The organism is Mesopusillimonas faecipullorum (assembly GCF_020539505.1).
Taxonomy (GTDB): domain Bacteria; phylum Pseudomonadota; class Gammaproteobacteria; order Burkholderiales; family Burkholderiaceae_B; genus Mesopusillimonas; species Mesopusillimonas faecipullorum.
The window spans coordinates 1-418 of sequence record NZ_JACDXW010000033.1; the positions used below are offsets into that span (position 1 = coordinate 1).

General features: G+C 53.6%; 2 rRNA genes. Both read right to left on the bottom strand.

Annotated features, from left to right (window positions below):
* Positions 1 to 37: 37 nt before the first annotated feature.
* Positions 38 to 150 (bottom strand): 5S ribosomal RNA (gene rrf / locus H0484_RS15075).
* Between the two features lie 184 nt (positions 151 to 334).
* Positions 335 to 418, bottom strand: a 23S ribosomal RNA gene (locus tag H0484_RS15080); the annotation flags it as partial.

Here is a 418-nt window from a genome sequence, read left to right on the forward strand (position 1 = left end):
ACCAGCGTTTGAGCTGATGGGGGTTTTCGGTATAAGAGCCTGACGATGACCTACTTTCACACACGGACGTGCACTATCATCGGCGCAAAGGCGTTTCACTGTCCTGTTCGGGATGGGAAGGAGTGGGACCACCTTGCTATGGTCGTCAAGCGTAACTGTTTGCCTGCTTGCGGCTTTGGGCCTCAAGCGGGCGAATCGGAATAAAAGCACAGTGTGTCTACCGGATGGGTAGGCACAGGGGGGTTGCGTTGTGTTGCGGACCTGACCGCACCGCATTGGGCGATCAGGATTTGAGTTTTGAACGACACTTGATCACGCTAACCTGCAAGGTTATAGGATCAAGCCGCACGGGCAATTAGTACTGGTTAGCTACGTGCATTACTGCACTTCCACACCCAGCCTATCAACGTTCTGGTCT